The following is a 26,176-nucleotide window of genomic DNA, read 5'->3' on the forward strand; positions in this document are numbered from 1 at the left end:
CTCGCCAAACACTTCCGGCAGATCACGCCAGGGCGAACCGGTACGCACGATCCAAAGCACCGCTTCGACGAACATACGATTGTCGCGGCCCGACGAACCCCGCGTGCGCTCGTCACCAATGATGTGATGCGATAGCCGCTCCCACTGCTCGTCCCGAAGGATCAGACGATCCAAAACACCCATGACTGCCTCCAAAAGACAGTCTTGAATCTGATTTGCTCAGCCTTGGAAACCCCAAGAGTCCACATCTCCTAATCCTCTCTGAAGGCGCGCTTGATCTGATCGGTCATTGGCTTGGTCAGATAGGCGAGAACGCTTCTTTGTCCGGTCTGCATGAATGCCTCCACCGGCATGCCGGGCAGAGGCGTGAGCTTGCCTAGCCGATCCCACTCTTCCTTCGGCACTTTGGCGCGAACGATGTAATAGCTGAGCCCCGAATGCTGGTCGGTCGTCAGATCCGCCGAAACGGTTTCGACGCGCCCGTTCAGTTCTGGCGTGATGCGCTGGTTGAAGGCGGAAAATCGCAATGCGACCGGCTGCCCCACGGTGATCTGGTCGATATCCTGCGGCGGAAGTTTCAGTTCGGCGACCAATGCATCCTTGTCGGGGACGATCTGCATCATGGTTTCCTTTGGCCCGATCACGGCGCCGGGCGAATGGACATTCAACTGATCGACAATGCCCGCCTGTGGCGCCCTTATATCCACTCGTTTGAGATCGTCCTCGGCAGCGATCAACCGTTCCGAAAACTGGCCGGTATCGCTTTCGGCCTGCCGCAATTGGTCTGAGACTTCGGAGCTGTGGTCCTCATCGATCTGAATGATCTGAAGTTCGGTTTCGGTAATTTTGCCATTGGTCTGGGCGATCGAGGAAACAAGATTGCCGAGCTCTCCCGTCAGGCGGGCGCTCTCTCTTTGCAGCGAATAGACCTTTGCCGCCGGAACGATGCCTTGATCGAACAACCGCTGAAGACTGCTTAGCTCCTTGTTGACGAGCTCGATCTCGATCCGCTTTCCCTTCTCCTGCGCGACGAGGCCGTCCACTTCCTGCTTCAATTGCTGGATTCTCTCGCGCAACTGAGACTTCTGGCCCTGTCGCGATGCCAACCGATCGCTGAACAGTTGCCGCTCGCCGGCGAGTATGTTTGCCACGTTATCGTCATCGGCATTGGACAGCAGATTTTCCGGAAAGCTGATGGCATTTTTGTCGTCGCGCTCGGCGACCAGGCGCGCCGTTCTGGCGGAAAGTTCATTCAAGCGCTTTCTGATGATGCCGAGATTGGCTCTGGTCTGGGTATCGTCCAGCCGGATCAATATTTGGTCGGCATCGACGTGATCGCCATTCTTCACGCGGATTTCGCCAACAATCCCACCTTTGAGGTGCTGAACGGCCTTTACATAGCTGTCGACGACCAGAGTGCCGGAGGCAATGACCGCCCCCGAAATCTTCGTTGCTGCCGCAAGACCGCCCAGCACGCCGAAAAGAAGAAGAATTGTCGCCACGATGAAAATGGAAAGGCGGCGGATCGCGCGCTCAGTGGAAGACAGGCCCGTGTTTTTCATCCGCTTACATCCTCGCCGGCTATCATCAAACGCACCGGCACAGCGCCAGAATGCCTCGTGGATGGACCAAGGATCTCGTCCTTCGGTCCGAATGCCTGTAACTGGCCGTTGGCAATGATCGCGACTTTATCCGCGGCGGCGAGAGCGCTCGGCCTGTGTGCGACGACGATGGCGATGCCGCCGCGCGCCCGGATGCCCATCAAAGCTTTGGTCAAGCATGCCTCACCCTCGGCATCCAGATTGGAGTTCGGCTCATCGAGCACGACCAGGAAGGGCTCGCCATAAAGGGCCCGAGCCAAGGCAATGCGTTGCCTCTGACCGGCGGAAAGTCGCGAACCGCCCTCGCCGATGATCGTATCAAACCCCTCCGGCAGCTTGACGATCATGTCGTAGACACCAGCCGCCTTTGCCGCCGCGATAATCGGTCCGGACTGCATATCCTTCGCAAAGCGGGAAATATTTTCGGCTATCGAGCCGTCGAACAAGCCGACATCCTGAGGCAGATATCCGATATGGCGTCCCAGATCGCTTTGCTCCCACTGCGACAGGGCTGCCTGATCGAGCCTAATCGCGCCGATCACCACCGGCCACAATCCGGTAATCGCTCTGGCAAGCGACGATTTTCCCGAAGCGCTGGGGCCGATGACGCCGAGCACCGTCCCCGCCGATATCTTGAACGCGATATTGCGCAGGATGAAATCGCGGCTGCCGGGCGATGTGAGGCTGATATTTTCGACGCTGAGCTCTTTTTGCGGCGCCGGCAGGGCCACGGCCCGGTGTTCGCTAGGGATCAGATTCAGGAGCTTGGCGAGGCGCGACCAGCTTTGTCGGGCGGCGACAAAGCCCTTCCATTGCCCGATTGCAAGCTCCACGGGAGCAAGCGCGCGGGTGACCATGATCGAGCTGGCGATAATGATGCCGCCCGTCGCCTCCTGCTTGATGACGAGGATCGCGCCGACCGCCAACACGGCGGATTGCAGCATCATCCGCAATATCTTCGCGATCGTGGTGAGCGTGCCGACAATGTTACCCGCCGAGAGCTGGTTTCCCAGATACTCCTCATTCATCGCCGTCCATTTCTCGGTGAGGCGACCGCTGAAACCCATTGCAATCACTGCCTCCCAGTTTCGCCGTGCCGCCTGAGCGAACCCGAGACGAGCCGCGGACGATTTCGCGGCTTCCATGGCTGGTTTTTGCGACAGCAGCTCTGCCAGCGCCGTCAGGACGATGAGCAGGATGGCGCCGCATAGGGCTGTAAAGCCGATCCAGAAATGGAACAGAAAACACAAGATCAGGTAGAAAGGCATCCAGGGCAGATCGAACAACGCGGTCGACCCAGCACCGGACAGGAACGATCGGATCTGTTCGAGATCGCGGACGGACTGCAGCCCATCGTCGGGCGCCTGCATTTTTGTCGGCAGAAGAATGAGGGAGCCGAAAATTTTCCGGTTCATTCGTTCATCGAGAGATACGCCGACACGCGCAAGCAGCATCGAGCGCAGCAATTCCAGGGCGCCCTGGAATATGTAGAGGGTCGCGGCGATGATCGCGAGGCCCGCGAGCGTCGGAAGGCTGCGGCTCGGAATGACCCGATCGTAAACCTGCAGCATGAAAAAGGAGCCGGTCAGTGCCAGCATGTTTATCGCAGCGCTCGCAATGGCAATGCTGAAAAACGCCTTTCGAAGCGACGACAGCATCAGCACGATGAATTTTTGTGGTGGTTCTTTCGGGACCGGAGGCACGTTGCTTCAATCCTTACGTTATCGTCACACGCGGCAAAGATGCCAGGAAGTTTGTCTAGGCCATTTTCCTGCCGGATGGCGCTCTCGTTCGGCACGTCGTTTCCTTACGGCAGGTATGCAATCAGACATGGCCTAGCGAGGCTCGTCGTCAAGGTTGCACATCGCCTATGCGGGGATCATGAGATTGATATTGCGCTATTTTCCCTACAGGCAGGAGCATCTACGACAATCCGCTGCTGCCGCTCTTTCAGGTTTTCGACCTGAGGCCGCTCAAGTCTGTTAAAGTGCCAAAGGCGTCGGCTTCCAGCTCGACCCGGCATGAAAAACAGACATCACACTGCGGGAGGGGATAAGCATGAAGACCTTCGACGCGATTGTCGTCGGTGCCGGGCAAGCGGGGCCGTCCCTTGCCGGACGTTTTGCAGCCGCCGGAATGACGGTGGCTCTGATCGAGCGGAAATTCGTTGGCGGGACCTGCGTCAATGCCGGCTGCATGCCGACCAAGACCCTGGTTGCCAGCGCCCGGACCGCCCATGTGATACGACGAGGCGCGGATTATGGTATCCACACGAATGGCGGCTTATTCACGGACATGGCGGCCGTCGAAAAGCGCGCGGCAGCCGTCATCAATAACGCCCGGAATTCGCTCACGACCTGGCTCACGTCCACAGACGGAATTTCCTTGATACGCGGACATGCCCGCTTCGAAAGCGCGAAGACCATCCGCGTCGGCGACGAGACGCTGACCGCGCCGCGTATTTTTCTCAACGTCGGCGCAAGGCCGGCGATACCTGCCTTCCCCGGACTTTCGGACATCGAATACCTGACGAGTACCTCCATCATCCATCTAACGGCCCTACCCCGCCACCTCGCCATCATCGGCGGCGGCTATATCGGCCTCGAATTCGCACAAATGTACCAGCGCTTCGGCACCGAAGTCAGCATCTTCGAACATGGCCCGCACTTGGCCCCGCGGGAGGATGACGATATCTGCCAGGCGATCGGTGATGTTCTTCGCGCCGAAGGCATATCGATCCATACGAATGCGCAGGACATCAGACTGTCGAAGAGCGGCGAAAACATCCGCATTTCGACTGCGAATGGCAATCCGGATGCCGAAGCAAGCCATCTTCTCATTGCGACCGGACGCCGGCCGAACACCGACGATCTCGGCCTCGAAAAGGCGGGTGTCGCGCTGGACGGCAAAGGCTATATCGTCGTTGACGATAATCTCTCCACCAATGTCGATGGCATTTGGGCCCTCGGCGATTGCAATGGCCACGGTGCCTTCACGCACACCTCCTACAATGATTTCGAGATCGTCGCGGCCAATCTCCTGGACGGCGAAGATCGCAAGGTGAGCGAACGTATCCCCGCTTATGCGCTCTATATCGATCCGCCGCTCGGGCGCGTCGGAATGACGGAGAAAGAAGCGCGGGCAAAAGGACGATCAATCTCCGCCTCGACCATGCCGATGAGCCGAGTCGGCCGCGCCATCGAAAAGGGCGAAACACAAGGCCTGATGAAGGTCGTCGCCGATGTTGAAACCGGACAGATCCTCGGCGCCGCGATCCTCGGCGTCGAAGGCGACGAAGCAATCCACGGCTTCATCGACGCGATGCATGCGCGAACGCCCTATCCGGTTCTGAAATGGGCCGTGCCGATCCATCCCACGGTGTCCGAACTTATTCCGACGCTTCTCGGCGGGCTGAAATCGGGTTAGCCGGTCAGGCGCCCCGAGATAGCGGATCGCCGCCCTCTCCGACGGCCAATATGCTGCGGAGAGGGCGAGCGGGCCTGCTTACTGCAGCGCTTTTTCCATCAAGCGCACCAACCGCTCGGCGAAGGCGCGTGGATCGGCCGGCTTGTCGCCGTCCAAAACGCGTGCCTGATCGAGCAGAAGGAATGCCGCATCGTCGCGCAGCGACGGCTGATCGCTCCTGGCGGCGACGGCTTTTACGACCGGGTGATCCCCATTGATCTCCAGGATCGGCTTTGCGCCGGCCTGCAGACGGCCGGCACCCTGCAGAATTTTTTCGAGCTGCCGGTCGTAGCCCTGTTCGGGAGCCACCAGGCAGACGGCACTTTCGATCAAACGGTCAGAGGCGCGCACGTCCGATACCTGGTCGGCAAGCTTCTCCTTGGCAAAATCGATGAACGCCTGAACCTCCGCGGGCGCCGTCTCACTTGCCGGCGTGCCCTGCTCGACCTTGCTGAATTGCGCGAGGTCGGCGGAACCCTGGGTGATCGACTTGAAGGTCTTGCCCTCGAATTCCGGGGCATTGGTGACCCAGAAGCTGTCGACAGAATCGGTGAGCAGCAGAACCTCGATGCCGCGTGCGCGGAAACCCTCGAGCTGCGGCGATGCCTTCAACTGCTCCAGGCTGTCGCCGACCAGATAATAAATGGCCTGCTGGCCGTCCTTGATGTCTTTGATGTAATCGGCAAGAGAGCGATATCCCTCGCCGGATGCGGTCGTGCGAAAACGCGACAGCGCCATCAGTTGGCTGCGCCGCTCGAAGTCCTCGTAGATGCCTTCCTTGATCAGGCTTCCGAAGGTTTCCCAAAGTTTGAGGAAGGCGTCGTTGTCGCTTTCGGAAAGTTTCTCGATAGCCGTTATGATCCTGTTGGCGACCCCCTTACGGATCGACGCAAGGATGGCGCTTTCCTGGATCATTTCGCGCGAGACATTCAGCGGCAGGTCGGCAGTATCGACCAGGCCGCGCACGAAGCGCAGATAACGGGGCAGCAATTCCGCGTCGTCGGTAATGAAGACCCGCTTCACGTAGAGCTTCATGCGGCCCTTCCGATCGGGATCGAAGAGGTCGAAGGGCTGCGAGCCGGGCACGAAAGCGAGCGCAGAATATTCGTGACGGCCTTCGGCACGAAAATGCACCGTCAGAGCCGGCTCGTCGTACTGGCCGGAAATTCCGCGATAGAAGTCGGTGTACTCTTCAGTCGTAATGTCATTCTTCGATTTGGTCCAGAGCGCAGTGCCGTCGGTTAGCTGCGTTGCTTCAGCACCGGGTTTCTCTGCGATCCTGATCGGAACCGGCACATGGCCCGACTGCTCCTTGACGATCCGCTCGATGGCCCAGCGAGAGGTATAGTTCTTGGCGTCGTCCATCAGATGCAGGGTAATGCGCGTGCCGCGCGCCGGCGCCTCGCTGACATCGATCGGGCTGATGCTATAGCCACCCTTGCCGTCTGAAGACCAGAGCCAGGCATCGTCCGCGCCCGCACGGCGGGATACGACGTCGACGCGCTCGGCGACCATGAAGCAGGAATAAAAGCCGACGCCGAACTGTCCGATGAGTCGCGCGCCCTCGCCTTGCTTGTTTGCCTCGACGCGCTCCATGAACGCCCTCGTTCCGGAGCGAGCGATCGTTCCGAGCGCTTCGATCATCTCATCGCGGCTCATGCCGATGCCGTTGTCCTCGACGAGAAGCCTGCCGCCCTCTTCATCCAGGGTCAATACAATACGGCTGTCGGGATCGTTCGCGAGCAGCGCCGGCGTGGCGATTGCTTCATAGCGCAGTTTTTCGCAGGCATCGGCCGCGTTTGAAATCAGTTCTCGTAAGAAAACATCCTTATCCGAATAAACCGAGTGAACCATCATGTGCAGAAGGCGGGCGACGTCGGCCTCAAAGACGTGGCTCTCAGCGGGATTTTCTGCGGTGGTCGTCGTCATATGCGTCTGGTCTCCTGAGAATTTTGAAAGTCGCGCCGAAGAGGTGGCGGAAGAGAGGCAAAAATTCAAGCTGGCGAGACAAGAAAAAGACCGCTTTCGCGATCCTGTTTACTTCGGTCCCGATGCATTCCCGATATCTGCTGTCCAATAGGATCAGCGAAAAGGTCCCAGGTCAAAGTGCCAGCAATGCCGCATCCCTAGTGCAACGTCGTATTGACCACGCGATATGGATGCGTCATCCGGAACTGTGCGATGACGTTCAAGGCCTGCTGGACGACCTGATCGGCAATGTCGAGATTGTCACGTGCCAGTTCATCGGCATTCTCCTTGATAGCAGACGCCATCGTACGCGACGTAGTAGCAAAGCTCTCATTGCCTTCCATCAGGGCTTCCCGGGCGCTTCCTTCAAGCGTATCGGCAATATTGGCCAGCACTTCTTCGCGCTCGCTGACGCTCAGATCGCGAATATTCTTCAGATTTCCTTCCATCTCAATGTCACTCATACTCACGTTACATCCGAACGCCGATCTCTTTGGAGCCTCGGCATATTGGAGTTAGGAAGTGAAAAATGGCGATTCAAGAGCCGGTCGTACTATGCCGTCGCTGCTGGCTCACTGCCGGTTTTATCGGACGGCCGCCGGCCGTCGGTTCTTTTTCTTGGATCAGTGAAATCTTGGCTGTGTAGGCTCTTCCAGGGGAAACGCCTTGATAAAAGGATCTTTTCGGCCGTCGACGAAATAGGCCCGCAGCCGCTCATAGATATTTGCATTCTCCCTGGGGCTACAGTGCCGCATCGCTTGCTCCAGCATGTCGCCGAGCGCAGCCGACCGCTGATTTCGCCCCGAAACCGTCGAGAAAAACTGTTTGGCGATCGTATGGAAGAGATTCAGTTGCGAAGTGTTTATCAGCTTGCCGGCCTCGTTCAGATTCTCGAAATAACCCTGGACCATATGGAGACGATGCGCCTGTCCTTTGACATAGGCTATCATCACTTGCGCGATGACAACCCGTTCATTCGCCCAGCGGGGGAATATCGCGCTTTCCTCCGGCAAGGCGCCGTTGACCACCAAGATGGTCCGCATGTCCGGCCCAACGACAATCGTCTTCATCTCATAGCTGTCGACGATCTGGTGCGCCATTTTCATCGATCTACCTGGTTAAGGGGCGGTAATTTATAGGTGCCGTCTGACAGCGACCCTAAACGCTGCCAGATCGACCGGCCGGACAAAACTCTGGTAAGCTGTTACTCCAACATGGCGATAAAGCTTTCGCAGAGTTGAATAAATAAGTGCATATGGCTCCATTTTTGCGGGAACGATCGTCATGAAGAAGAGCGCCGGCATCCTGATGTACAGAAGGACGCAGAGCGATATTCTGGTGCTGCTCGTTCACCCTGGGGGCCCGTTCTGGAGCAAGCGCGACGAAGGCGCCTGGTCTATTCCAAAGGGCGAATATCTGGAGGACGAACCCGCCGAGACGGCCGCCCGGCGCGAATTCGCCGAGGAAATGGGCCATCTGCCCGACGGCACGTTGCAGCCGCTCGGCGAGCTGCGCCAGAAAGGCGGGAAACACGTGATAGCCTTTGCCCTCGAAGGCGAATTCGACGTTTCCACCCTTCGCAGCAATCTGTTCGAAATCGAATGGCCGCCTCGAAGCGGGCACTTTCGGTCCTTTCCCGAGGTCGATCGCGCCGAATGGTTCACTCTCTCCGATGCCCGCCGGAAGATCATCGATAGCCAGCTCCCTTTCCTGGCAAACCTGGAAGCGCTCGGCGTCAACTCCACGGACTAAAGGTTCGCAATCGCGACGTTTGAAAACCCGTTTCCCCCTGCAGCCATCGAAACAATATGAGCGAAAAGCAAAGGCAGCGCCATGTGCCGCTGTCTTTGCCATCCCTTGCCGATGCTGACTCAATCGTTGATCGGCTTCAGCGAATTCATGATGTTCTGAACGGCGTCATCATGCTTGTCCTGAGTTTCCTTCGATCCCCAGTAGGTGACGATCAGAAGCTTGTGCTCGGACGGCTGCAGCAGGCCGAGCTCGACATCGACCGGGCCGTCCTTGTCTTTGCCATCCCATTCGAGATGCGCCATCTTCATGCCGTTGAGCACGGAATCTGGAAATTCATGCTTCGACTTGTCGTCGATTTCGACGCCGTTTTTCGACAGAAAATCAATGACGTCGTCGAGAGTTTTATCAATCGTCTTGTCGCTGGCTATATCGACCGAGAAGTAGATTGCAGAGTCCGGTGACGTGGCGTCGACGCCGGTTTCCGTCTCCTTCGGCCCCCAGCTATGCGGAATCGAAACCTCGGCGATCGGTTCCTCGCTTGGGAACTGCAGGGTCTCGGCGTGAGCAAGAAGCGGGAAAGCCGCTGCGAATGCCGCAGCAATGAGAAGCGTTTTTTGCATGAATAGGTCCTATTAGCGTCGGTGTATGCGGTTCTGCCGGCGGCAGGCGTGAGACTCACGTTGCGGGCCAAAAATATCGGCATGCCATTACGAACACGAGACGAAGGCTGTTCGCCGCGAGGTTCAAAATTGGGGTGTTTTCCGACAGAGTGCCCTGCTCTCTGATTGCCACAGGAACGTCGCCGATATAATAACTTGAGTTTCGGACGAAAGTTATAGCGCTAGGTGGAGCTGCAAGCAGAGAATGACGTTTCAGCCAAGGATGCAAAACAGGATCGGCGGTTTCTCCGTCATTGGCGGCGTCCATCGGCGCCGATGGAACGGCATTGTTGCCGACGTCTGGAACGTCAATTGTGCCGCCCGCGCCGGCGGCTACTACATCGCCGACGATCCTAGGCTTTTCATCCTGCTCGATCAGCGCGGCTCCGGCACGAGCAGCGTCAGGCTCTCGCCGTTTGCCCAAAGCCGGAAGCAGGAGCTTGAGCGTGAGAGGATGTCCTACATTCCTGCGGGTATGGAGCTTTGGGCCGATCTCGCCGGCATCGATTTCGTCCGCCATCTCGATATTCATTTCAACGCCGAGGTCATCGGCCAGCGGCTGATGGAGGATCTCGATCCGGGCCGCCTTAACAGTCCACGCCTGCATTTTTCCGATCCGCGGCTCATGGGACTCGCCGAGTTGATCGCTGCCGAATGCGAGAATCCGGAACCTCTGCATGATCTCTATGGTGATGGCCTGACGCTCTCGCTGCTGATCGATGTGCTGCAGCTTCGAGGGTCACAGCCACGCAAGCGCAGCGAACTCGCCTCTTGGCAATTGCGCCGAGCGGTCGACTACATCGAGGAAAACTGCCTCCGAAACATTCGCTTGGAGGAACTGGCGTCCCTGACGGGCCTTTCGCAATCGCATTTCAGCCACGCCTTCAAGGCGTCGACCGGCCTGCCGCCGCACCGATGGCAGATCAAGGCACGGCTCGAACGGGCCAAACAGTTGCTGCTGAAGGGCGACACGCCGCTCACCACCATCGCCGCCGAAACCGGCTTTGCCGACCAGGCGCATTTCACTCGCATCTTCCGCAAGAATGTCGGCACGGCCCCAGCGAGCTGGAAACGCAGCCAGATGGCGTAAAAGCCACACCCTGCGGGCAATTGCCGGCATTGTGGAGAAGTGCCCAAAAACGTTCAATTTCCCGCATTCGAAACAAGCCCCGGCATTTAATATGAGTTAAATGCTCATCTTATTTGAAGAAAGGGCACGCGGCTTAGTCTGCGCGTTGAGAAGTTTGGGGCTGGCGACGGACATGCAGGAAATGACTGAAGGCGTATCGATGAAACGGGCGCTGGCGACGGGCATCGCAATTGCGGCAATGATGCTCGGCTCGCAGGCCGCGGCGCAGGAGAGCCCGACGGAGCTGAAACCGCTCGTCATCAAATCCGGCCAGGACAATGTAGAAGCGAGCGGCACCGCGCCCGTCAAAGGCTATGTCGCCACGAAGACGACCACGGGCTCCAAGATCGATATGCCGATCACGCAGGTGCCGCAGTCCGTCTCGCTCGTCGGCCGGCAGGAAATGAATGATCGCGGCATCACCAATAAGGTCGATGAGGCACTGCGCTACACACCCGGTGTTACGACGCAACCGTTCGGAAATGACGGCGACACCGACTGGTTCTATATCCGCGGCTTCGATGCCACTCAGACCGGCGTCTTCATGAACGGGCTGACGCTCTACAGCTATGGCTTTGGCGGCTTCCAGATCGATCCCTTCATGCTCGAACGCGTCGAAGTGTTGAAGGGGCCGGCCTCCGTGATTTATGGCGGCGCCAACCCGGGCGGCATCGTCAACATGGTGCGCAAGGAACCGACCGACGACCCCTATTATTATACCGAGATCGGCGTCAACAATATCGGCAACGCCTTCCTAGGCATCGACTTTTCCGACAAGCTCTCGGCCGACGGCGTTTATCGCTACCGGCTGACCGGCAAGATTGCGGGCGGCGATACCTATAGCGACTATACGGACGACAAGCGCGGCTTCATCATGCCGCAGCTCACTGTTTCGCCCGATGAATCCACCAAGCTCACCGTCTACGGCATGGTCAGCGGCCTCGATGAGGTTCATAGCGGCAACGGCTTCTTTCCCTATGTCGGGACGGTGGTCGATGCACCCTTCGGCAAGATCGATCGCAAGGCTTTTTACGGCGAGCCGGACATCGACAATCTGAAATATGCCCAGCAGATGCTTGGCTACGAGTTCTCGCACGAATTCGACGGCGGCTGGACCGTGTCGCAAAATGCCCGCTACGGCCATCTCTACAAGCGGGAGGAAGGGCCTTATCTCAACGGTTATGTGGATGGTAATCCGCTTGATCCCTCCTATGACGATCCGGACTTCCTGCTCAACCGTATCGGCTTCTCCTATGACGATCCGGACTTCCTGCTCAACCGTATCGGCTTCTACGAACGCTCGAAGGTCGATACCTTCTCGGTCGATACCCGGGCTCAGAATGAATTCGATACCGGCGCGGTCAGTCACAATTTCATGATCGGCTCGGATTACTCGATCTATCGGCTCGACCAGATCCAAGCTTGCTGCGGCTCCAATCCGATCAGCGCCACCAACCCGGTCTACGGCACGCCGCAGGGGGCCAATTTCGTCTATCTCGATCAGGTGCTGACGCAACAACAGCTTGGCATCTATGCCCAGGACCAGATGCGCTTCGGCGGCGGCTGGCTCGTGACGCTCAACGGTCGCTACGACTTTGTCGATACAAACTCCGATGCCACCGTCGGCACCAACTATCGTTCCAATGACAAGGCGGCGAGCGGCCGTGCGGGTCTCGCCTACGAATTCGCCAATGGCATCACGCCCTATATAAGCGCGGGCACCTTCTTCAATCCCAAAGTAGGCACCAGCGTCACGGGCGGCGGCCTCATCCCGGAAGAAGGCGCGCAATATGAAGCGGGCGTCAAATACGAACCGGATTTCATCGACGGCCTGTTCACGGCGTCCATCTTCCAGATCGACCGCAAGAATATGGCACTGACCGATCCGGTCACTTTCCTGCAGCGGCAGATCGGCGAGGTGCGCTCCCGCGGTGTCGAATTCGAAGGCAAGGTCAATCTGGACGACAATTGGAAGCTGCTCGGCTCCTATTTCTACACCGATCTTGAAATCACTAGGGATATCGACCCCACCGTCATCGGCAATTCGCCCTATCTCGTACCGAATTCGACGGCATCGCTGTGGCTGGACTATTCCTTCACCAGTGATGCGTTCGACGGCCTGAGCGTCGGGGCGGGTGTCCGTTATCAGGGCAAGTCCTGGGCCGACGAGGCAAACACGCTGCGCGTGCCCTCGGCGACCCTCTTCGATGCGGCGATCCGCTACGAAAAGAAGGGCTGGGGCGCCTCGCTCAATGTCGCCAACCTGTTCGACAAGGAATATGTCTCGGGTTGCGCCGGGGAAAACGTCTGCGGCTATGGTGAGGCGCGGACCATCACCTTCAAGCTGAGCAAGAAATGGTAGTGTTGGGCAGAGGAACTGGGATCGCGGAATGCGATCCCGGTTCCAGGCTTCAATCTCCCTACTTTGAGGCCGCCTTTGCGGCCTCCTCGATCAGCTTTGCAACGTCGTTCGGCTTCGACAGAAACACGGCGTGGCTGGCCTTAACCTCATAGGTCTTGCTTCCGGCGCGCTTTGCCATGCTGCGTTCAAGCTCAGGATTGATCGACCGGTCTTCCGTTGCCACAAGCGCGAAGCTCGGCTTCTTTTTCCAAGCCGGCGCACCCGCTTCGGCGCCAAATGCCTTCTGCGAGGCAAAGACCTGAGACTTGGCGATGAAATCCGCCTCAGCCTGCGGCAGGTCAGCGGCAAACGCCTCGTGCACCGCCGCCGGATCCAAATAGAGGAAACCATCCGGCGTTGCCTTGATGGCGTCCTTCCTCATGTTCTCGACAGGCTTGCTCTGAGCGAGCGTCGCCAGGCTTTCACCCTTATCGGGCTGAAAAGCGGCGATATAGACGAGGGCCGCGACATTGTCGGCATTTCCGGCATCGCTGATGACCATGCCGCCATAGCTATGGCCAACGAGCACGCTCGGACCATTTTGCAAATCGAGCACACGTTTCGTCGCCGCGACATCGTCAGCCAACGACGTGAGCGGTTCCTGCACGATCGCAACCTTGTATCCGTCCTTCGTCAGAATATCGGACACGGCTCGCCAGCCGGAACCATCGGCAAACGCGCCGTGAGTGATAACGATGTTCTTCACTTCGGCAGCAGCGGCAATGGACCATGGAGCTGTTGTCGTTACCACGAGAGCCACAGCGGCCCGGGACAGAATCTGTTTGATCATGGAGAAGTCCTTTCCTGATTTAGTTTGCGCGATATTTATTACGTCGCTATCTGCTGGGCGCTCTCCGCCTGTCCAGGTACATGGGGCGACCAATTTGTCCGCCAATGTGTACCGCCGGCGTCCGCATACATTGCCTTACAAATTTCCCGTCAGTGAACCTTATGCGTCCCTTTGCCGTTGCGATTGCGGCGAACCGATCGTAAGGAAGCACGCGGCGGCTCTGGCGGTTGAACGACCATCAACCTCTGAGTTTGGGCCGGAGGCGATATGCGACGATGAAATCCCATACCCTTGCCGTGTTGGTCATAGACAAAAACCGTATTCGCGCGTCGATCATCGAGGCCGGATTGCGCGAGGCCGGGTATGAGAACGTCACAATCGTCCATGACATCAATGGCATCGCCCGCAGGATCAGCGAGATCAATCCGGATGTGATCGTCATCGATCTGGAGAATCCCAATCGAGACATGCTCGAAAACATGTTCCAGCTCTCCCGCGCCGTGAAGCGGCCGATCGCCATGTTCGTCGACAGGTCGGACGAAGCCTCGATCGAAGCGGCCGTCGATGCCGGCGTTTCCGCCTATATCGTTGATGGGTTGAAGCAGGAACGCGTGCGGCCGATCCTGAAAATGGCCATCAGCCGCTTCAACGCATTTGCGCGCCTCAACCGCGAACTGGAAGAGACCCGGAGTGAACTCGAGAATCGCAAGGTGATCGACCGCGCCAAAGGCCTGCTGATGAAATCGCGGGGCATTTCGGAAGAAGAAGCCTATGCGCTGATGCGCAGGACGGCCATGAACCAGAACCGCAAGATTATCGACATAGCGCAAAGTCTGGTAACCGCGATCGGCCTGCTCGATCCAGGAGAAAATGCATGACGCAGACACAAGAGATCGTCGCCGGGTTCCTGCCCCTTCTCGACAGCGCCCTGCTCGTCATTGCCAAGGAAAAGGGTTTTGCTGAGGCCGAGGCGCTCGACCTCCAGCTCGTGCGGGAAGTCTCCTGGGCCAATATTCGCGACCGGCTCGCCGTCAGCCGCTACAATGTGGCGCACATGCTCGGCCCGATGCCGATTGCCTGCAATCTCGGACTGACACCATTGGCGCCGCGGATGATCGTGCCGATGGCGCTCGGTCTTGGCGGAAATGCGGTGACGGTATCGTCAGCGCTTTGGGAGCAAATGACGGCCGCCGGCGCGACAGATGATCTCGACGCCGGTCGCAACGGCAAAGCCCTGCATAAGGTCGTGCTTGCCCGCCAAGAACGTCCGCTGCGCTTTGCCGTCGTCCATCCCCATTCCGGGCACAATTACGAGCTGCGCTATTGGCTTGCGGCTTGCGGTATCGATCCCGACCGCGATGTCGAGATCATCATCCTGCCGCCGCCGGAGATGGCCGATGCGCTTGTCGCAGGGCAGATCGACGGTTACTGCGTCGGCGAGCCGTGGAATACGGCCGGTGTCTTAAGCGGCCAAGGCCGTATGGCAACGGTTAAGGCCGCCATCTGGAAATCCAGCCCGGAAAAAGTGCTCGGCGCCAATGCCGGCTGGGCGGACGAGCATCCTGACGCCATGGCCGCCCTTCTCAGGGCCTTGTACCGCTCGGCCGTCTGGTGCTCCGATCCGGAAAACGGGGAGAACCTGGCGTCTGTCCTCGCCAAGCCCGCCTATATCGGCCGCCCCATCGACTGGCTGTTGCCAGCCCTTTCCGGCAATCTGCAGGTCGGGGGTGGTCGGGTGACGAGCGTCACGGATTTCTTCGTTCCACGTGCCAAGGCGGCAACCTTCCCGTGGAAAAGCCATGCGCTCTGGTTCTATACGCAAATGGTGCGTTGGGGGCAGGTCGCCCACGATGAAGACAACGAAACCATCGCGCGGAACACCTATAGGCCGGATATCTACCGATCGGCATTGCAGCCTCTTGGCGTGCCCCTGCCCGGCGCCAGCGCCAAGGTCGAAGGCGCTCTTCGCGTGGAAACGCCGGTCGGTTCCACCGACGCCAGCCTGACGCTCGGCCCAGACGGTTTCTTCGATGGCGGCTTGTTCGATCCGGACAAGATCGATGCATATATCGAGGCGCAGAGGCAGCCGAAGACGGCTAATTAATGCGTTTGCAGCGATCTATGGAAATCCGGCGCAGAAGGCTCGAATCCCTGCCAGTTTGAATTCAGATGATCGGCCAGCCTTATGGCAAAAGCCAGGATCATCAATGTCGGATTTGCATGGCCGCTGGTGGGAAACACCGATCCGCCGGCAACGTAAAGATTAGGCAAGCCGTGAACCCTGCAATTCTGATCGACGACGCCCGTCTTCGCCTCAGCCGACATTCGCGTCGTGCCGAGCGTATGCGCCATGTCGATGATCACGACATCCTGTGGCCGCCGCTCAAGTGCCCAATCTTCAAGTATAGGGGCAGGCAGGCCGGCGCTTACTAAGGCTGTGCGTGAAAGCTCGGCAATCCTAAGCAGCGTTTGACGTTCAACATCGTTGATCCGCCAGGCGACTTTGGCCAATGGCACACCAAACCGATCCTTCCGCGAACTGAGGCTGATCCTGCTGTCGGGATTGGGAATTTGCTCGGAAATCGCCTCGATCCTCAAGCCGACCAGCTTGTGAGGCACGCCGTGATCCTGGAATTCATTGGCAACCAAATTCGGGGACATCCTGATGGCGGTGTTTATCACGATGTCCTTGAAGGCCTTCGGCGTCCGGCCGTCGGAAAGGACCTTCATTCCGAGCCCCTTGGCGATAAGTCCGGAGCCTGCCGCAACGGAAAGCAGATCGCGCCCGACTTTTGTGCTGTTTCGGCGTACCAGCCGCTTCAATGCATCCCATGGATCGTCTGGTGCGCGCGCCGTGGCGAAATAGACAGCGGCATTCAGCAGCTTCTCGCGCTCCTGTACCTCCGGGGTTAGCGCCAAGCCATGCATGAACATATGCGCGCGGCCGTTGTGATGAACACCGAAGAAGCCGAAGAGCTTGGTGAGCACGGTCATCTGATCGGTCGGGATGGCACCGATGCGAGCGGCGGGATGATCCATGAGATATCGCCCGACGACATCGTGGTGATTGCCAATACCATTGGAATGTACATCGTTAGATGCCAGCAACAGCCTGGCGTTCTCAATCCCGCTCGCGGCGAGCACGCACTGTCTGGCTTGGATGCGTGCGCGCTTGCCGTCGATGCTTTCGACGTCGAGATGTGAGAAACGTGATCCATCTGGGCTCAGACCGACACGCGTCACGGTCGCGTTCAGAAGAACATGAATGTTCTCCGGCCGCTGCGTCATGAGCTCGCTGCCGAAGCGCATCACGTCGAGCCGATCTACGCGCGAACGGGCAAACTGCCAGTAGAAGGAGTGAAGCCCCTCCTTGTCAAAGCGGGCCGGCGGCTCCTTGGGACTGAGGTTCAGCACTTCCATTGCGCGCAGGATATAGGAATCGATTTGCTCACGGGTGACAGGCCAACCAGAATTTGGAACCCAGGAGCGAACCTTAAAATCAATAGCATCGAAAGGTGCTGATTTTCCGGCCCATGCATGAGTCGATCCGCCAAGCGCTCGGCAACGAACACCGAAGGGCTGGATCTCCTGGGACCAGAACTTGGCTTGCGGGCTGTGAAATGCGACCCGCTTGCGGGACTGCGCCTCCGACTGCGGCTGGCCGACGCTCTCAATCTCGTTGAGCGTCGAATGCTCAGGATTTTCGAACTCCAGCCCGCTTTCGACGACGAGCACTTTTCTGCCCGCCTTCGCACATTGGGCTGCAATTGTGAGCCCCGTGGGGCCGCCCCCTACGATTACGAGGTCCGATGTAATAATAGAATTGTCGTCGCGACTGGACAGTTGCTCGATTTTCATCTGGCTCAGTTTCCGTTACTGCGAGCAGGCAATCCAACGTTAAAACGATCAGACCCCTTCTACGAAATTTTAGACCAGTAACCAAGATAACCAAAAGTGGAGGCTCCGATGCCTGTCGGGTCATGATGCGTCGGAGCCTGGGGTAGAAGGTCATCCTGCGTGATTACATCGAAAGAGGTCACGATCAGAAGCTCGCCTCTTTGACGACCCGCCAATTGGGAAGACCATAGGGTTTTGGCCAAGGATAGAGCTCCTTGTCATTGAAATAGACAACCGCCGTTAGCTTCGGAAATTCCGAATATTGCTTGGCAGCGTTGGCAGCCCAATTGGCGACATAGGTGGAGTCGCCATCATAACCGAGTTCGGCGACGACGACGGGCTTGTTGAAGGCCTGGACCAGCTTGTATTTGGGCGTGAGCAATTGCGCAAAGGTCCGGTCCACGCCGAAATGATCCCTGTCGAACTGCTGGAGGCCGAACACCGAAAGACCGATGACATCGACAACATCGTCGCCAGGATAAAAAGAGGCAAGGCTGGGCTCGCCTTTCGGCGACCACATAAATTTCGCCGACTTGTCGTGTTGACGGCAAACATTCACCATTCGCCGATAAGCAGCTACGTAGCTGCTGGGTTTCCAGTGCGCCCAGGTGAACTGGTTGTCCGTTTCATCCATCTCCTGCGCCCAGCGGATGGTCACATCGCTCTTCAGGGTAGCTGCAGTCTCACAGACAGCAGCCATGTTGTTGTCATATCGGCCGGCCAAAATGCCTTGAAGCAGCTCTTCGGATGTCGACCGCCAATCCACTGCCCAAGACCACGGTTCCACGGTGATCAAAAGCTTCCGCCCGCGTTTCTGCGCGTAGTCATCGGCAAGCGAAAGCGTTCCGAGATCAACATCTTCCCAAGGAAGGAAAATATGTTCGATCTTGGAGTTCGGGTCGTTCTTGAAATCACCGTGCGGATCATATGCGCCGAAGATAACAGAGTCCGGACCGATCTTCGGCCGCTTGTCGGCAATCCGTCCTGTACGAGCCGCTTCGCCGCTCGGGATTCCGCGGGGTATGCTTGCCGCCAAGATTGTTCCCGTCGTCGCCAAGGTCACACACAAGGCGATCATTGCTGCTTTGGTTTTCCTGTTGCTCATTGGGTTTTTCCTCCTGTCAACAACATCGGCAATGCCTGCCGGCTAGTCGTTTCCGATCCACTAGCTCGGGTCTGATGTTTCTTCCTGCGAAAGGTTGATACTCGGCGTTTTGGCCAACCAGTGCGGCTTAAACTTCAGCTTCTGAAGGTCCTGCCTTCCAAAACCGGCACCGGCCACCGCATAGCGCGTTTCGTAAAGCCGGAAGCGTCCGATCCCCCACGTCAGGGACGCCAGCCCTTCCGTTCCGCGTTCAATTGTGGCGAATCCGGGAGCAGCGATGAGGCAGAGAAGGCCCGCGGCCATTGCCGGCCGATACATTCTTGCGCGAATTCTGACGACATTCTCCCGGGCGTGCTGGATGACGATGACCAGCAACAAAAGGGTGTAGAGCACCGAGTTGATAATTGCGAAGATGTAGAAACCCCGTGTTTCACCAGCCCTATCGACAAGCAGAACCGGCAGAACGGAAGCAATCGACAGAAATGCGTAGGGCAATAGAACGCGCCAAGGCAGCGGATCCACTTCCGATGCACCTTTTGGCGTAATTCGAAAGTCGACGTAGGAGTCGGTCATCCAGTCCCGGATGGCAGCGATCGTTCCAGCCACAGCCCAGGGCCAGCGGGCGAAGAGGAAAAATACTCCCTCCCAGCCCAATATCTTGGCATCGAACGGCCGGAATGAGCCGCTGGCTCGCCACCGATAGGCGAGCAGCATCAGCGTGATGGAGAGCGGCGCGCAATGGGCGAAAAATTCCGGATAGGTAACCGCAACGAAGTTCTGATGGCAGCCAAGCGCCAGAATTGGCATGAGGAACATTAAGCACATGAACAGCGCAAAAAGCGGATACCACAACTGAGAAAACACAAATTGGCATTTCAATCTCAGCGGCAAGCGCGGAACATAGATCGGCGAATAGCGCAGCAACAGCATGACAAGGCTGCGTGACCACTGAAATTCCTGGGTGACGAGATCGGCGAATGTGCGGGGGCCGTCGCCATGGGCGATGGCATCAAGCGCATGCACGCCACGCCAGCCATAAGCATTCATCATCAAGGTCGTCGAATGATCTTCGGCAAGCTCGGGTCCCAGGCCCCCTATTTCCTTGAGGGCGACGGTGCGCACGGCATAGTGCGATCCGATGCAAAGAGGAGCGAGCCCGTCATTATAGCCGGCCTGGAGGGAGCCATGCATGCTCGCCTCTGCATAGAGCCGCCCGCGTGCAGACCAGCTTTCCGACGCGTTACGATCGCAAATGCTCGGCGCCGAGACGTAACCAACGTTGGGATCGCCAAACGGACGCAGCATTTCGACGAGGTAGTCAGGTTCCGGAACATGATCGGCGTCGAGCTGCACAACGAAGTCGTAGCGCTCATAGCCGTAATGATCATAGAAGAAGGCGAGATTGCCTTCCTTGCATCGCGTGCGACGCGGCCAGGTCGTCCGGTGATAATCCGGCCTGTTCTTTCGTGTCGAGACGAAGACGCCATGCTGGCGGCACCAGTCCAACGTCTCGGGCGTCGGATCTTCGTCAGCGAGCCACGTGTCATGCGGAAATGCTTGATCAAGCATGGCCTGCATGGTCGTCGCAACGACGGAGAAAGGCTCGGACGGAGCTTTGGTGACGACCATCGCGACGCGGCTGCCTGCCGGCAGTTGCAGCGGTCCGTTGGGCTTCCGCGCACGATAGAATATCGCAACGAAATAGGCAGGCAGAAGGGTGACCCAGGCCAGTATGGCCGTCACCAGCGTGAAGCGCCAAAAGCCGATGTAAAGCTCCGGCTTCAGCCACCAGGCCCAGAAATAGACGAGCATAGCCAGCCAGATTGCAGCACCGGCGAGATATTCCAGCCGATCGCGACCTTGAAGAACCGGGATCATGAGCGGTTCAGCCGTTTCCTTGGACGTCTTGTCGGTCGCGTCTGTCATGTCCGCGACTCCAGGCCAAATAAGGGAGCTGCAGTCTTGATGATGGTGTCGATGTCGGAATATTCGGGCGAGAAGCCGAGCGCCTCGCGCGCGAAAGCCGGATCGGTGTAGAGTGCCGGCGGATCGCCGGCCCGTCTTGCATGCATCTCGACCGGCACGTCGCGTTTGGTGATACGGCCGATGGCCCTTACGATCTCGTTGATGGATGAGCCGTAGCCGGTACCGAGATTGACGGAAAGATTGCCGCCGCCATTGACGAGGTGTTCGAATGCCAGAACATGGGCGCGAGCCAAATCCGTCACATGGATATAATCGCGTACGCAGGTGCCGTCTTCGGTGTCATAGTCGTCGCCGAAGACAGCAAGATGCGGGATCGCACCGGCCGCAGCGAGCAATGCTCGCGGAATGAGATGGGTCTCGGGCTCATGCCATTCGCCGAGTTCTCCATCCGGATCGGCGCCACAGGCATTGAAGTATCGCAGCGCGACATATTTCAGCTGATAGGCTGCCGCGTAATCCTTCAGGATCTGCTCAACGATGAGTTTCGTCCTGCCATATGGATTGATCGGCTGTTGCGGCGTCGTCTCGGTGATGGGGAGCGACTCCGGGGTGCCGTAGGTTGCGCAGCTTGACGAGAAAATGATTTTGTCGATTTCAGCGTGACGGCAGGCATCCAGAAGCGAGAGCGTGCCGCTGACATTGTTGCGATAATATTTGGAGGGGTCCTCGACAGACTCTCCAACATAGGCGGATGCAGCGAAATGCACGACCGCATCCGGCTTATACCTTAGGAGAACCTGGGTCAGGCCGCTGGTATCGAGGATATCGCCATGCACGAATGGTCCCCAGCGTACCGAAGAACGATGCCCCGTAACCAGATTGTCGAAGACGATCGGTTCGATATTTTTTGCATGGAGTAGCTTGGCCGTGTGGCTGCCGATATATCCGGCGCCACCGGCTACCAGAACTTTTCTCTGCGACATCACGCGGTCCCCACCCATTCATGTGCTTCTTCGGTGAGAAGACGGTCGAAATAGCAGATCGTCTTTTCCAGGCCGGTCGAGAGCGGCACTAGCGGCTGCCATCCCAGTCTCTCCTGAGCGAGGCTGATATCGGGGCGGCGCTGGCGCGGATCGTCTGTCGGCAACGGCTTGCAAATGGTCTTCGAGCGGGAGCCGGTCAGTTTGATCACCTGTTCGGCAAGTTCGAGAATGGTGAACTCACCTGGATTGCCGAGGTTGACGGGGCCGGTGAAGGACGGGTCGGTCGCCATCAACTGCTGAAAGCCCTCGATGAGATCATCGACGAAGCAGAACGAACGCGTCTGCGAGCCATCCCCGTAGATGGTTATGTCCTGCCCCTTCAGCGCTTGCACGATGAAGTTCGATACGACACGACCATCGTCGGGACGCATGTGGGGGCCGTATGTATTGAAGATTCGAGCAATCTTGATCTCGACGTCGTATCTTTGATGAAAATCATAGAACAACGTTTCGGCGCTGCGCTTGCCCTCGTCGTAGCAGGACCGGGGGCCAAACGGGTTCACATTGCCCCAATAATTCTCGACCTGCGGGTGGACCAGAGGATCGCCATAGACTTCGGAGGTGGAAGCCTGGAAAATGCGAGCGCCAGTACGGGCGGCCAATTCCAGCAGATTGAGCGCACCGAAGACGGATGTCTTCATCGTGTGCACCGGGTCAGCCTGATAGTGCGGAGGCGATGCCGGGCAAGCAAGGTTGTAGATTTCATCGACTTCGATGTCGATTGGATCGATTACGTCATGCCTGATGACGCTGAAGCGGTTGTAGCTGCGCAGATGGTGAATATTGCGCTCAAGTCCCGTCGAGAAATTATCGACGCAAACGATACTGTGGCCTAATTTAAGGAGACGCTCACAGAGATGCGACCCAAGAAAACCTGCGCCGCCGGCTACAAGAATGTGCCTGGGTTGCTGCTTGGAGCGAAGAACACGTATGTCCCCAAGAAGCTTGTTAAATTCAGAACGATTATTTACTGGACGCATTACTTTCATCGGACTGACCTCAAAATCTACCTATTCTTTTGCTGACGTAAAAACATTTTTAATGTTTTTGCTTCAAGCTAAAGCGTTGTAAGGCAGCGTTGGTATTGCTGTTTTTTATACTTGTGAGGTCATGAACTGTCGTTAGCTGCGCATCCTGAAATTTGCCGCAGCGTCCATATTTGCAACAGCTCATACAAGCGGTCGCGATTTTCGGGACAGACGGGGGAGCAAGGTGGCCTGCTGGCGAGAGATCAGATCAAATCGAGGTTGCTAAACTCGGCGATCGCAGTCGTTGTGACGCTACCGGGAACGAATTCCCAGCCACATATCGACCTAAGCTGCGTTTCCTAATGTCCGAGGGAATTCAGCCAATCGCCGAATGGATTTGCACTACCATCCTTCGGGTCCATGGGGGAAGCTGACCGAGCAAGGAAGGTCGGAGCCGCAATATTTCGGGCCTCGCGGGGCGTATAACCGAATTCCTTGCTAAACGCTCGGCTGAAGTGAGCCGCAGAGGCAAACCCGGCCTCGGTGGCGATTTCCACGATCTGCTTTCGATTGACGGTGTTACTGAGCGCGACGTGCGCCCAAAAAAGGCGACGCTTTTGAATATAGTGGAGAACGCCGCCGCTCGACTCGAACAATTGGTAGAGTCGAGTACGCGAAATGCCAAGCTCCCGGCACAATGTATCCGGTGTGAGATCTTGCGAACTCAAATTGCGCTGAACGAAGCGGCGTACGCGCTCCATCAGGGCTAAATTACTCTGGTGTTTTTCAGGGCCAGAATGCTCAGCGGACGACGAAATACATGTCACCAGCATATCGTGGGTCGTTTGGACGACGCGGGGAAGGTCTGCCGCAGTCATGCTTGCTAACTTCGTCTCGACGCTGTCGAGATAATCGATCAGCAGCTTAGCGTAGGTGTCGGAGAATGTCGTATTGCTTTTGATCTCGTTGAAGGCGGGCACATCCAAAAACAGTTCCCGCGGCAGATAGACGGAGAGGCTTTGCGACTCGGTAGCCCTTCCCCTGAACGGATGGCCCAAGGACCTCAACTCTACTCGTCCTCGTTCACCCGTTGATACGTTTCCGTCCACTTCCGTCCAGCTTTGGCCCGCGCGCAACAGCACGATATGCCAGTGGTCGATTGAATTCGACCGCAGCTTTGTCGCTGAACGCGAATAGGAATGGGCGGGCACCGATTGCTGGACGACAAGCATGCCGCCCAGATTCCAGGCGGTGTGATCGGCAGGGAAGCCAGCTTCCGCCGATACGCCGTCCGGCAATCTGATATCTATCAGAGGCGCGAGATACCCCTGCCAGGCTGCGAATTGATCGCTCGGCGGCAGCTCATGGGTGGAAAACCGCAGAGGCTCCAGGGCCGGCGGCAAAGGCGGACTTGCTTCTTGAATAGCATCCGACGTCCGAGGCCAACGCCGGCGCTCGACTTGCAAAGGAGGGTGCGTGCTCGCCTGCCCGTCATTTTGATTGTCGACGGGAACCTGCGGCGAATGCCCATTCTGAGGTGAGTCAGGCAATATTTCCTCACAACTTTCGGGAGGCTATTTTGTACCACTCTAAGTGTTTATCAGCAAATGATTTAAAACCAAATCGTTAATGATGAATGACGCATATATTATTCAATCTAACGGGGAAACTCCAACGCCTCTTTGCTGCAGGGGAATTGGCGTCGAGGGCAGTACGTCTTTCTCAGAATCAGCAACGGCAGCAAAATAGCCAGCTTGCCGATTCGGGGCTACCGCTTTGGGCGGGAAACGAGAGGCTCAATGGATAAATGTCAGGCAATAGTCTGCGAACGGGCATATCCGCCAGAGAACCATGGCTTCTTCGACGACCTCGGAGTGCAGCTCGTCCTACCATCCGACAGCTTCATCATCGGCGACACGGCGGCCCTCTTTATTTGACGCACCTATTATCGCGAGAAGCATCAAACGCTCTCCGTGAATAATCGGCAGCTTGCAAGATCAACCGCAAGCTGCTCAAATCGGCAAACAGCCGGCCAGAATTCCAATTCCCGCAGGGCCGATCTGTCGCAATTCATTCGCCGACCGACAACCGACAGACAGGAGGAAACCAATGACTGTATTCCGAACGCTGTTCCTATTGTGCGTTTTTGGTGCGATGAGCACCTGCGCCTTTGCCGCTAACACGACACAAAACATGAAGACAAAACCCCCAGCAATGTCAGTGCCGTTGACCGCTGAGGACGTGTTCCGGCTTTATTACAATCGCACCTGGATATGGAAGGACGGCGCAGGCTATTTTGCGGCCAAGGGGCGCGAATTCAAGGCCTGGTCTGGCGAGGGAACAGGATCGTACGGGACCGGTCGTTGGTTTGTGACGGACCAGGGCAAACTCTGCTTCAGGGCCACATGGTACGCGAAGACTGGACACGCCTTGGCCGTGACCTGTTTCAGTCATCGGAAGAGAGGCAATATCGTATTCCAGAAGCGCGAACCGGGCGGAGATTGGTATCCATTCAAGACAACGCCGGCCAACGCGGACGATGAATACGGCAAGATAAAGCCCGGAGATTACGCGTTGGCCGGATATAATCGCATGCGGATCAAATTGTCGCAAAGCAAATAGATCGGGCATCGATCCTGCTCGACGAAGCCGTCCGCACTTGAGCTCGCGCAGGAGCCGAACGGATGGCTTCTCTGACTTTCACGCAAGGCCAATTCGGCGCTCGGATGGGCGGGGAAACCGCTCATCTCAGGAAGCATTTCGATGTTTGCCCGAATCCGCTTGGCGTACAAATATACGGCGCCCCGCCGGGATAAATTGGCCTCACGAATTTTGCCGAAGCGCTTTTGCTCTTGATGATTTTCTTTTTTGTATCGGAGGGCTTTAAAATGTCTTGATATCCCCGCTCCGTCGCGGCTGCCATATTCATTGGAATGGCGGCACAGGCCGCGATGATCAAAGCGGGCTTCACAATATCCCACAACAACGTCCAGCACTGTATTACTGTGGGTTTTCTTCTTTTAAGCCCTTCTAATAAAAGGGAAACTTCAATTATTCTGTCAGAAAACATCCAAAAATATCCCCATAGTTTGGAAGTGTTTTAAGGCAAGATGTATTTCAGGACGCTTAACGAACATCCCCGACAAAACTCAAGGTTTATGAAGCGAGTCGCACTTTAGCAGCGTACTGACAGAAGCCTGCACAAAGCTTATGCGGGCTGGATATTCGTACGCATCCGAGGAGGGCCGCCTTGCTGAGAAGTGAGGCGAGTTGGATGATCTGTCTATATGGACGTTGATATAGACAGTGTGAGAACCGTGGATTTAACGATAGAGAGCCGGCCGCAAGTCAGCCGGATGGAGATTGTCGATAGCGGACGACGTCGCCGTTTCAGCAAAGAAGCCAAACTTGCTATCGTGGCGGAGAGTTATTCCGCTCCCCGGCAGGTTTCGGCAACGGCACGCCGCCATGG

At 57.4% G+C, this 26,176-nt stretch carries 24 protein-coding genes; 9 read left to right on the plus strand and 15 right to left on the minus strand.

Annotated elements, in window-relative coordinates:
• From QDY28_RS29290 to QDY28_RS29300, 3 genes are all read right to left on the minus strand, one after another.
• Positions 1 to 183 (minus strand): transposase (locus QDY28_RS29290; protein WP_331384720.1); only part of this gene is annotated, 183 nt, incomplete at its 3' end.
• A gap of 68 nt (positions 184 to 251) precedes the next feature.
• On the minus strand, positions 252 to 1,562 hold the full coding sequence (locus QDY28_RS29295; RefSeq protein WP_331384721.1) for an HlyD family type I secretion periplasmic adaptor subunit: 1,311 nt from the start codon (positions 1,560 to 1,562) through the stop codon (positions 252 to 254).
• Complete coding sequence (locus QDY28_RS29300; protein ID WP_442967617.1) at positions 1,559 to 3,259, minus strand: type I secretion system permease/ATPase; 1,701 nt, start codon at positions 3,257 to 3,259, stop codon at positions 1,559 to 1,561. Before QDY28_RS29300 ends, QDY28_RS29295 begins: the two co-directional genes overlap by 4 nt.
• Before the next feature lie 400 nt (positions 3,260 to 3,659).
• Here QDY28_RS29300 and QDY28_RS29305 point away from each other — a divergent pair, with 400 nt between their 5' ends.
• Positions 3,660 to 5,027 carry an FAD-containing oxidoreductase gene (locus tag QDY28_RS29305; protein ID WP_331384723.1) on the plus strand — a complete coding sequence of 456 codons (1,368 nt, stop codon included), beginning with the start codon at positions 3,660 to 3,662 and terminating at the stop codon, positions 5,025 to 5,027.
• Between the two features lie 78 nt (positions 5,028 to 5,105).
• On the opposite strand, the gene htpG is transcribed toward QDY28_RS29305, so the two are convergent.
• The 3 genes from htpG to QDY28_RS29320 form a co-directional block, all read right to left on the minus strand.
• A complete protein-coding gene (htpG, locus tag QDY28_RS29310) occupies positions 5,106 to 6,995 on the minus strand; it encodes a molecular chaperone HtpG (protein WP_331384724.1) in 1,890 nt (629 codons plus the stop codon).
• A 197-nt stretch (positions 6,996 to 7,192) separates the two neighbouring features.
• Positions 7,193 to 7,483, minus strand: coding sequence for a hypothetical protein (locus QDY28_RS29315; protein WP_442967618.1), 291 nt, complete (start codon positions 7,481 to 7,483; stop codon positions 7,193 to 7,195).
• A gap of 174 nt (positions 7,484 to 7,657) precedes the next feature.
• On the minus strand, positions 7,658 to 8,134 hold the full coding sequence (locus QDY28_RS29320) for a hypothetical protein (RefSeq protein ID WP_331384726.1): 477 nt from the start codon (positions 8,132 to 8,134) through the stop codon (positions 7,658 to 7,660).
• A gap of 184 nt (positions 8,135 to 8,318) precedes the next feature.
• Between QDY28_RS29320 and QDY28_RS29325 the strand changes: the two genes are divergently transcribed.
• Positions 8,319 to 8,786, plus strand: a complete 468-nt coding sequence (locus QDY28_RS29325) for an NUDIX domain-containing protein (RefSeq protein WP_331384727.1) — start codon at positions 8,319 to 8,321, stop codon at positions 8,784 to 8,786.
• 119 nt (positions 8,787 to 8,905) lie between these two features.
• Here QDY28_RS29325 and QDY28_RS29330 read toward each other — a convergent pair whose 3' ends face one another.
• A complete protein-coding gene (locus QDY28_RS29330; RefSeq protein WP_331384728.1) occupies positions 8,906 to 9,406 on the minus strand; it encodes a histidine kinase in 501 nt (166 codons plus the stop codon).
• A 244-nt stretch (positions 9,407 to 9,650) separates the two neighbouring features.
• On the opposite strand from QDY28_RS29330, the gene QDY28_RS29335 reads away from it, so the two are divergent.
• Together QDY28_RS29335 and QDY28_RS29340 are read left to right on the plus strand one after the other, a co-directional pair.
• Entirely contained in the window at positions 9,651 to 10,535 is an 885-nt protein-coding gene (locus tag QDY28_RS29335; protein ID WP_331384729.1) for a helix-turn-helix domain-containing protein, read from the plus strand.
• A 172-nt stretch (positions 10,536 to 10,707) separates the two neighbouring features.
• Positions 10,708 to 12,936 carry a TonB-dependent siderophore receptor gene (locus tag QDY28_RS29340; RefSeq protein WP_331384730.1) on the plus strand — a complete coding sequence of 743 codons (2,229 nt, stop codon included), beginning with the start codon at positions 10,708 to 10,710 and terminating at the stop codon, positions 12,934 to 12,936.
• Positions 12,937 to 12,994: 58 nt separating this feature from the next.
• On the opposite strand, the gene QDY28_RS29345 is transcribed toward QDY28_RS29340, so the two are convergent.
• Complete coding sequence (locus QDY28_RS29345) at positions 12,995 to 13,765, minus strand: alpha/beta fold hydrolase (protein WP_331384731.1); 771 nt, start codon at positions 13,763 to 13,765, stop codon at positions 12,995 to 12,997.
• A 275-nt stretch (positions 13,766 to 14,040) separates the two neighbouring features.
• Here QDY28_RS29345 and QDY28_RS29350 point away from each other — a divergent pair, with 275 nt between their 5' ends.
• Positions 14,041 to 14,643: an ANTAR domain-containing response regulator gene (locus tag QDY28_RS29350; RefSeq protein ID WP_331384732.1), complete on the plus strand. Its 603-nt coding sequence runs from the start codon at positions 14,041 to 14,043 to the stop codon at positions 14,641 to 14,643.
• Positions 14,640 to 15,869 carry an ABC transporter substrate-binding protein gene (locus tag QDY28_RS29355; protein WP_331384733.1) on the plus strand — a complete coding sequence of 410 codons (1,230 nt, stop codon included), beginning with the start codon at positions 14,640 to 14,642 and terminating at the stop codon, positions 15,867 to 15,869. The genes QDY28_RS29350 and QDY28_RS29355 overlap by 4 nt, the downstream gene beginning before the upstream one ends.
• Here the strand turns inward: QDY28_RS29355 and QDY28_RS29360 are convergent.
• From QDY28_RS29360 to QDY28_RS29385, 6 genes are all read right to left on the minus strand, one after another.
• Positions 15,866 to 17,623, minus strand: coding sequence for a GMC family oxidoreductase (locus QDY28_RS29360; protein WP_331384734.1), 1,758 nt, complete (start codon positions 17,621 to 17,623; stop codon positions 15,866 to 15,868). The genes QDY28_RS29355 and QDY28_RS29360 overlap by 4 nt on opposite strands.
• 184 nt (positions 17,624 to 17,807) lie before the next feature.
• A complete protein-coding gene (locus QDY28_RS29365; protein ID WP_331384735.1) occupies positions 17,808 to 18,767 on the minus strand; it encodes a glycoside hydrolase family 26 protein in 960 nt (319 codons plus the stop codon).
• A gap of 60 nt (positions 18,768 to 18,827) precedes the next feature.
• Positions 18,828 to 20,693 (minus strand): glycosyltransferase family 2 protein, encoded by a 1,866-nt coding sequence (locus QDY28_RS29370; RefSeq protein ID WP_331384736.1) that lies wholly within the window; start codon positions 20,691 to 20,693, stop codon positions 18,828 to 18,830.
• Entirely contained in the window at positions 20,690 to 21,676 is a 987-nt protein-coding gene (gene galE / locus QDY28_RS29375; protein WP_331384737.1) for a UDP-glucose 4-epimerase GalE, read from the minus strand. Before galE ends, QDY28_RS29370 begins: the two co-directional genes overlap by 4 nt.
• The gene (locus tag QDY28_RS29380; protein WP_331384738.1) at positions 21,676 to 22,716 is read right to left on the minus strand and encodes a UDP-glucuronic acid decarboxylase family protein; all 1,041 of its coding nucleotides are present in this window, start codon (positions 22,714 to 22,716) and stop codon (positions 21,676 to 21,678) included. Before QDY28_RS29380 ends, galE begins: the two co-directional genes overlap by 1 nt.
• A 347-nt stretch (positions 22,717 to 23,063) precedes the next feature.
• Positions 23,064 to 24,254 (minus strand): helix-turn-helix domain-containing protein, encoded by a 1,191-nt coding sequence (locus QDY28_RS29385; protein WP_331384739.1) that lies wholly within the window; start codon positions 24,252 to 24,254, stop codon positions 23,064 to 23,066.
• Positions 24,255 to 24,503: 249 nt separating this feature from the next.
• Between QDY28_RS29385 and QDY28_RS29390 the strand changes: the two genes are divergently transcribed.
• Together QDY28_RS29390 and QDY28_RS29395 are read left to right on the plus strand one after the other, a co-directional pair.
• Positions 24,504 to 24,641, plus strand: a complete 138-nt coding sequence (locus QDY28_RS29390) for a hypothetical protein (RefSeq protein WP_331384740.1) — start codon at positions 24,504 to 24,506, stop codon at positions 24,639 to 24,641.
• A 172-nt stretch (positions 24,642 to 24,813) separates the two neighbouring features.
• Positions 24,814 to 25,326: a DUF995 domain-containing protein gene (locus QDY28_RS29395; protein ID WP_331384741.1), complete on the plus strand. Its 513-nt coding sequence runs from the start codon at positions 24,814 to 24,816 to the stop codon at positions 25,324 to 25,326.
• A 121-nt stretch (positions 25,327 to 25,447) separates the two neighbouring features.
• Here QDY28_RS29395 and QDY28_RS29400 read toward each other — a convergent pair whose 3' ends face one another.
• Complete coding sequence (locus tag QDY28_RS29400; RefSeq protein WP_331384742.1) at positions 25,448 to 25,774, minus strand: hypothetical protein; 327 nt, start codon at positions 25,772 to 25,774, stop codon at positions 25,448 to 25,450.
• A gap of 217 nt (positions 25,775 to 25,991) precedes the next feature.
• Here QDY28_RS29400 and QDY28_RS29405 point away from each other — a divergent pair.
• A partial coding sequence (locus QDY28_RS29405; protein ID WP_331384460.1) for a transposase occupies positions 25,992 to 26,176 on the plus strand: 185 nt, incomplete at its 3' end.

Source organism: Rhizobium sp. BR 362 (assembly GCF_036528765.1).
In the GTDB taxonomy this organism is placed as follows: Bacteria; Pseudomonadota; Alphaproteobacteria; order Rhizobiales; family Rhizobiaceae; genus Rhizobium.